Here is a 6,341-nt window from a genome sequence, read left to right on the forward strand (position 1 = left end):
GGGAGTAGAAGTTAATAAGGCTCTTAACATATTGCAACATAATCCTAAGGAGGCTTCAAAGAGTCTAGAGAAGTTATTGCGTTCAGCAATTGCTAACTGGGAGCAGAAGAATGAAGACAAGGTTCTTGAGGATGAAACATTAATCGTTAAGTCGATCGAGGTTTCTCCAGCAGGAATGTTGAAAAGAATTCAGGCTGCACCTCAAGGAAGAGCTCACAGAATTAGAAAAAGATCAAACCACGTTACGCTTGTCGTAGATGGTGTAAAAAATTAGGATGTAATGGGACAAAAAACTAATCCAATAGGAAATAGATTAGGTTTCATCCAAGGATGGGAATCTAACTGGTACGGAGGAGAAGACTACAAGGATAAAATCGTTGAAGACGATAAAATCCGTCGTTACCTTCGCGCACGTTTGTCAAGAGCAAGTATCGCTAAGATTATCATCGAGCGTACGTTGAAATTGGTTACTGTTACTATCAATACATCACGCCCAGGTGTGATCATTGGTAAAGGTGGTCAAGAGGTTGACAAGCTTAAAGAAGAGTTAAAGAAATTGACGAAAAAAGAAATCCAAATCAACATTTTCGAAATCAAGAGACCAGAGCTTGATGCGAGATTAGTTGCAGATGGAATTGCTCGTCAAATTGAAGCAAGAATTTCTTTCCGTAGAGCAATCAAAATGGCTGTTGCATCTACAATGAGAATGGGAGCTGAAGGAATTAAAGTTAAGATTTCAGGTCGTTTGAACGGTGCAGAGATGGCGCGTTCAGAAATGTACAAAGATGGTAGAACACCATTGCATACATTTAGAGCTGATATCGATTACGCTTTATCAGAAGCTCACACAACTTACGGACGTATCGGTATCAAGGTATGGATCTGTAAAGGTGAAGTTTACGGAAAGAGAGATTTATCACCAAATGTAGGATTGGCTTCTCAAAAAGGAGGAAGATCTAACAAAGGTGGAAGAAGAAAGAAGAAATAAGTTATTGACTTTTAAAAAACTCGAAGATGTTATCACCAAAGAGAACCAAATTTAGAAAAGCACAGAAAGGTCGTAATCGTGGTTTAGCTCACAGAGGGAGTCAAGTTGCTTTTGGATCTTTCGGATTAAAGACCTTGGAACCAGGATGGATTACTTCTAGACAAATTGAAGCTTCTCGTATCGCGGTTACGCGTTACATGAAAAGAGAAGGTAAAGTTTGGATCAGAATATTTCCAGACAAGCCTGTAACTTCTAAGCCTGCAGAGGTAAGGATGGGTAAAGGTAAGGGTGCTCCAAGTCACTGGGTTGCTGTAGTAAAACCAGGAAGAATTTTATTCGAAGCAGAAGGAGTTCCTTATGAAACTGCAAAAGAGGCTATGCGTCTTGCAGCTCAAAAACTTCCAGTTAAATGTAAATTCGTGGTTCGCCCGGATTATGTAGTACCTGGTAAATAATTAAGGTAATGAAACAAGAAGAAATCAATCAATTGTCAGTAGAAGACTTAAAGAACCGTATTGAAGAATCTGTGGAGAAAATGGCAAAGTTAGAATTAACGCATGCCGTTTCTCCATTGGAGAACCCTTTACAAATCAGAGAGTTGAGAAGATCAATCGCGAGATTGAACACAGAGATGACAAAAAGACAAAAGCAGGCGTAACCTGTTAATTTAGAAATAAGCTTGAAATGGAAAAGCGTAATTTAAGAAAAGAACGTATTGGGGTTGTTACTAGCGATAAGATGGAAAAATCTATCGTGATTTCTGTAGAAAGAAAAGTAAAACACCCAAAATATGGTAAGTTCGTAAAAAAAACTACTAAATTTGTGGCCCATGATGAAAATAATGACTGTAACATAGGTGATACAGTTAAGATCATGGAAACACGTCCTTTGAGTAAATCAAAGAACTGGAGATTAGTAGAAATTATTGAAAGAGCTAAATAATCATTAGTAATGATACAAACAGAATCAAGACTTTCAGTAGCAGACAACAGTGGTGCTAAAGAGGTGTTGTGTATCCGCGTATTAGGTGGAACAAAACGTCGCTATGCATCTGTTGGAGATAAAATAGTTGTTACTGTAAAGAACGCAATGCCCTCTGGTGGAGTTAAGAAAGGTCAGGTAGCCAAGGCTGTGGTAGTAAGAACGAAAAAAGAGGTCCGTCGTGCAGATGGATCTTACATTCGTTTTGATGATAACGCTGTTGTTCTATTGAACCAAGCGGGAGAAATGAGAGGTACAAGGATTTTCGGACCAGTAGCGAGAGAGCTTCGTGAAAACAATTACTTAAAAATTGTTTCATTAGCTCCTGAGGTACTTTAAAAATTGTAAAGTCATGCAAAAGAAATTACACATTAAAGTAGGAGACACTGTTAAGGTACTTAGCGGTGAGGCTCGCGGTAGAGAAGGAAAAATTCTTGCTATTGACAAGAAAAACGACCGCGCGACAGTAGAAGGTTTAAAAATGATTAAACGTCATACTAAACCAAGTGCATCTAACCCACAAGGTGGTATTGAAGAGAAAGAAGGAACTATCCACATCTCTAACCTTATGGTAGTAGCTAACGGAGAAGCAACGAGAGTTGGACGTAAGCTAAATGATGCTGGTAAGTTAGTACGTTATTCTAAAAAGTCAGGGGAGGAGATTAAGTAATGAGTTATACACCAAGACTTCGCGAAAAGTACAGTGCTGAGATTATTCCAGCATTGACTGAAAAATTTGGGTACAAAACGATAATGCGTGTACCTAAGTTGACAAAAATAGTTTTATCTCAAGGTGTAGGTGAAGCTGTAGCTGATAAGAAAATTGTAGATTCTGCAGTAGCAGATTTATCTATCATTGCTGGTCAGCAAGCAGTAGCAACTATGTCTAAAAAGGATATCTCTAACTTCAAATTGAGAAAAGGGATGCCAGTAGGTACTAAAGTTACTCTACGTGGAGATAAAATGTACGATTTCTTAGATCGTTTCATTTCTGTATCTTTGCCGCGTACTCGTGATTTTAAAGGAGTACCTGCAAAAGGATTTGATGGACGTGGTAACTTCAACATGGGAGTTAAAGAACACATCATCTTCCCAGAGATTGATATAGATAAGGTTAATAAAATTTTAGGAATGGACATTACTTTCGTTACAACAGCGCAAAGTGATGAAGAAGCAAAAGCATTGTTAGATGCATTTGGATTCCCATTTACAAAAAAATAAGAAATGGCTAAAGAATCAAGGAAAGCGCGTGAGCGCAAGAGAGAAGCGTTAGTAGAAAAATACGCTGCGAAAAGAGCCGCTTTGAAAGAAGCTGGTGATTGGGATGCTCTTCAGAAGTTGCCAAAGAATTCATCTAAAGTTAGAGTACACAACAGATGTTCTTTAACTGGTCGTCCAAGAGGTTACATGCGTCAGTTTGGTATCTCAAGGGTAACTTTTAGAGAAATGGCATTAGCTGGTAAGATCCCAGGAGTTAAAAAATCAAGTTGGTAATCGTTTTTTAGGAAAGATATGGTAACAGATCCTATAGCAGATTTTCTTACTCGCGTTCGTAACGCGAGTAGTGCTCAACTCAAGATAGTTGAGATTCCAGCTTCAAACACAAAGAAGGCATTAACTAAGATCTTATTTGATCAAGGTTACATCTCTAACTACATGTTTGAAGAGGATAACAAACAAGGCGTAATTAAGATCGCTTTGAAGTACAATCCTTCTACGAAGGTACCTGCAATCACAAAATTGCAAAGAGTTTCTAAGCCAGGTTTAAGAAAGTACAGTAGCTCTGATGAGTTACCTAGAATCTTGAATGGTTTAGGAATCGCAATCGTTTCTACTTCTAAAGGTGTTATCACTGATAAAGAAGCTAGAAAATTGAACGTAGGTGGTGAAGTATTGTGCTACGTATACTAATAGTTAAGAATAAGTAAAAAGTTTAAAATGTCAAGGATAGGTAAATCCCCCATTACAATCCCGAGTGGAGTTGAAGTGAAAGTTGACGGACAAACAATCACTGTTAAAGGAGCTAAAGGTGAATTGACTGAAGTTTTAGATTCAGCAATCACTGTAGAGCAAAATGACGGTGTGTTAACTTTTAACCGCGCATCTGAGTCTCCAGATCACAGAGCTAAACACGGGTTATCTCGTGCTTTGGTACAAAACATGATTGTTGGAGTATCGGAAGGGTATAAGAAAGTTTTAGAAGTAATTGGAGTAGGTTACAGAGCAACTACACAAGGTCAGAGATTAGATTTGGCTGTAGGTTACTCTCACCCAATTATGATAGAACTTCCGAAAGAAATTAAGGTATCTGCTGCTACTGAAAAAGGTAAAGCACCAGTTGTTACATTGGAATCACACGATAAACAATTGTTAGGACAAGTAGCTGCCAAAATTCGTTCCTTCCGTAAACCAGAACCTTACAAAGGTAAAGGTATTCGTTTCCAAGGTGAAGAAGTAAGAAGAAAAGCTGGTAAAGCAGCAGGTAAATAATCTTAATTTTTGATTAAATGGCATTTAGTAAAGAAGCAAGAAGAGCTAAGATCAAAAGAAGAATCAGAAAAAATATTTTTGGTACTTCAGAAACTCCAAGATTAACAGTTTTCCGTAGTAACAAGCAAATCTACGCACAAATCGTTGACGATAATAAAGGAGTTACTATTGCATCTGCATCTTCTTTAGGAAACAAAGACGCTGAGAAATTACCAAAGGTAGAACAAGCAGCATTTGTTGGAAAAATGATCGCTGAAGCAGCAATCAAAGCAGGCGTGGAAAAAGTAGTTTTCGATAGAAATGGATACTTATACCACGGTAGAATTAAATCGTTGGCTGACTCAGCAAGAGAAGGCGGACTTAAATTTTAATTGTTATGGCAGCAAACAATATTAATAGAGTAAAATCATCTGATATCGAACTAAAAGATAAGTTAGTTGGTATTAATAGAGTTACTAAAGTAACTAAAGGTGGTCGTACTTTCTCTTTCTCAGCTATCGTAGTAGTAGGTGATGAGAACGGGATTGTAGGTCACGGATTAGGTAAAGCAAAAGAAGTAACAGAAGCAATTTCTAAAGGAATTGATGATGCGAAGAAGAACCTAATCAGAGTTCCAATCATTAACGATACTGTGCCTCACGCACAAAAAGGTAAGTTTGGTGGAGCTCGCGTTCTACTTAAGCCAGCTTCTAACGGTACAGGAGTAATCGCAGGTGGTGCGATGCGTGCTGTATTGGAAAGTGTTGGTATCCACAACGTATTGGCAAAATCTCAAGGATCTTCTAACCCACACAACGTGGTTAAGGCAACTATGGATGCTTTGTCTCAAATGAGAGATGCAGTAGCTGTAGCTAAGCAAAGAGGAGTTTCTATGGATAAAGTGTTTAACGGTTAATAATATCTGAAAATGGCTACAATTAAAATTAAGCAAGTAAGAAGCGCTATTAATCGTTCACAAAGACAAAAGAGAACGATCCAAGCGTTAGGATTTAGAAAGTTAAACCAAGTAATTGAGAAGGAAGCAACTCCTCAAATCCTTGGTATGGTGAAAAAAGTTCAACACTTAGTTGAAGTAGTTGAGTAGAACCTATAAAAATTAAGAAAGATGAATCTAAATAATTTAACTCCAGCAAAAGGTTCTATCAAAAGCGATAAGCGTATTGGTAGAGGTCAAGGTTCAGGACATGGTGGTACAGCTACTCGTGGACACAAAGGAGCTAAGTCAAGATCTGGATATAAAAGAAAGATTGGTTTCGAAGGTGGTCAAATGCCATTGCAGAGACGTGTACCTAAGTTCGGTTTTAAAAACATTAACCGTGTAGAGTACAAAGCAATTAATCTAGATATTATTCAGAATTTAATTGACAAAAAAGGAGTAACAGAAATAAACCCTGAAGTATTGCGTGAGAACGGTTTGTGCTCTCGTAATGAGTTAGTTAAGATTTTGGGAAGAGGAGAGTTGAAATCGAAGATAGACGTTACTGCTCACAAGTTTTCAACAACTGCAAAAGCAGGAATTGAAGATAAAGGTGGGAATTGTACAGAAATCTAATTAACTTTGCCAACTATTTTAACCCAAAATGAAAAAGTTTATACAAAATATTAAGAATATCTGGAAAGTTGAAGAATTGAGAAAGAGGTTAGTAATAACCCTTTCTCTTATTCTTGTTTATCGTATAGGATGTTATATTGTTCTACCTGGTGTAGACAGTTCTAAGTTAACTTCGGATTTATCAGAATCAGCTGGTACGTTTGAAGGTTTACTTGGTTTGTTATCAGGTGGAGGATTTACTAATGCTTCATTTTTAGCATTGGGTATCATGCCTTACATCTCCGCTTCTATCATTATGCAGTTATTAGGTATGGCAGTTCCTGCTGTACA

At 37.6% G+C, this 6,341-nt stretch carries 15 protein-coding genes and 1 pseudogene; all 16 read left to right on the forward strand.

Going from position 1 to position 6,341, the window contains the following annotated elements; all coding sequences use genetic code 11:
• A partial coding sequence (locus tag R3333_RS11680; RefSeq protein ID WP_318958959.1) for an uL22 family ribosomal protein occupies positions 1-274 on the forward strand: 274 nt, incomplete at its 5' end.
• A gap of 6 nt (positions 275-280) precedes the next feature.
• Positions 281-988, forward strand: coding sequence for a 30S ribosomal protein S3 (rpsC, locus tag R3333_RS11685; RefSeq protein ID WP_318958960.1), 708 nt, complete (start codon positions 281-283; stop codon positions 986-988).
• 26 nt (positions 989-1,014) lie between these two features.
• Positions 1,015-1,443, forward strand: coding sequence for a 50S ribosomal protein L16 (gene rplP / locus R3333_RS11690; protein WP_318958961.1), 429 nt, complete (start codon positions 1,015-1,017; stop codon positions 1,441-1,443).
• Between the two features lie 8 nt (positions 1,444-1,451).
• Positions 1,452-1,646, forward strand: a complete 195-nt coding sequence (rpmC, locus tag R3333_RS11695; RefSeq protein ID WP_318958962.1) for a 50S ribosomal protein L29 — start codon at positions 1,452-1,454, stop codon at positions 1,644-1,646.
• Positions 1,647-1,672: 26 nt separating this feature from the next.
• Complete coding sequence (rpsQ, locus tag R3333_RS11700; protein WP_318958963.1) at positions 1,673-1,930, forward strand: 30S ribosomal protein S17; 258 nt, start codon at positions 1,673-1,675, stop codon at positions 1,928-1,930.
• Positions 1,931-1,939: 9 nt separating this feature from the next.
• Positions 1,940-2,308, forward strand: a complete 369-nt coding sequence (rplN, locus tag R3333_RS11705) for a 50S ribosomal protein L14 (protein ID WP_090248849.1) — start codon at positions 1,940-1,942, stop codon at positions 2,306-2,308.
• A 13-nt stretch (positions 2,309-2,321) separates the two neighbouring features.
• The gene (gene rplX / locus R3333_RS11710; protein WP_318958964.1) at positions 2,322-2,639 is read left to right on the forward strand and encodes a 50S ribosomal protein L24; all 318 of its coding nucleotides are present in this window, start codon (positions 2,322-2,324) and stop codon (positions 2,637-2,639) included.
• Complete coding sequence (rplE, locus tag R3333_RS11715) at positions 2,639-3,190, forward strand: 50S ribosomal protein L5 (protein ID WP_318958965.1); 552 nt, start codon at positions 2,639-2,641, stop codon at positions 3,188-3,190. Before rplX ends, rplE begins: the two co-directional genes overlap by 1 nt.
• 3 nt (positions 3,191-3,193) lie before the next feature.
• The gene (rpsN, locus tag R3333_RS11720; protein WP_318958966.1) at positions 3,194-3,463 is read left to right on the forward strand and encodes a 30S ribosomal protein S14; all 270 of its coding nucleotides are present in this window, start codon (positions 3,194-3,196) and stop codon (positions 3,461-3,463) included.
• Between the two features lie 18 nt (positions 3,464-3,481).
• Positions 3,482-3,880 (forward strand): 30S ribosomal protein S8, encoded by a 399-nt coding sequence (gene rpsH / locus R3333_RS11725; protein ID WP_318958967.1) that lies wholly within the window; start codon positions 3,482-3,484, stop codon positions 3,878-3,880.
• Between the two features lie 27 nt (positions 3,881-3,907).
• On the forward strand, positions 3,908-4,459 hold the full coding sequence (rplF, locus tag R3333_RS11730; protein WP_318958968.1) for a 50S ribosomal protein L6: 552 nt from the start codon (positions 3,908-3,910) through the stop codon (positions 4,457-4,459).
• A 17-nt stretch (positions 4,460-4,476) separates the two neighbouring features.
• The gene (rplR, locus tag R3333_RS11735; protein WP_090248861.1) at positions 4,477-4,830 is read left to right on the forward strand and encodes a 50S ribosomal protein L18; all 354 of its coding nucleotides are present in this window, start codon (positions 4,477-4,479) and stop codon (positions 4,828-4,830) included.
• Positions 4,831-4,835: 5 nt separating this feature from the next.
• Complete coding sequence (gene rpsE / locus R3333_RS11740; RefSeq protein WP_318958969.1) at positions 4,836-5,354, forward strand: 30S ribosomal protein S5; 519 nt, start codon at positions 4,836-4,838, stop codon at positions 5,352-5,354.
• Positions 5,355-5,366: 12 nt separating this feature from the next.
• Complete coding sequence (gene rpmD / locus R3333_RS11745; protein WP_318958970.1) at positions 5,367-5,543, forward strand: 50S ribosomal protein L30; 177 nt, start codon at positions 5,367-5,369, stop codon at positions 5,541-5,543.
• 21 nt (positions 5,544-5,564) lie between these two features.
• A complete protein-coding gene (rplO, locus tag R3333_RS11750; protein WP_318958971.1) occupies positions 5,565-6,011 on the forward strand; it encodes a 50S ribosomal protein L15 in 447 nt (148 codons plus the stop codon).
• 76 nt (positions 6,012-6,087) lie between these two features.
• Positions 6,088-6,341 (forward strand): annotated as a pseudogene (locus R3333_RS11755) (preprotein translocase subunit SecY); the annotation flags it as partial.

It is taken from the genome of Lishizhenia sp., assembly GCF_033720595.1.
Classification (GTDB): Bacteria; Bacteroidota; Bacteroidia; order Flavobacteriales_D; family Crocinitomicaceae; genus Lishizhenia.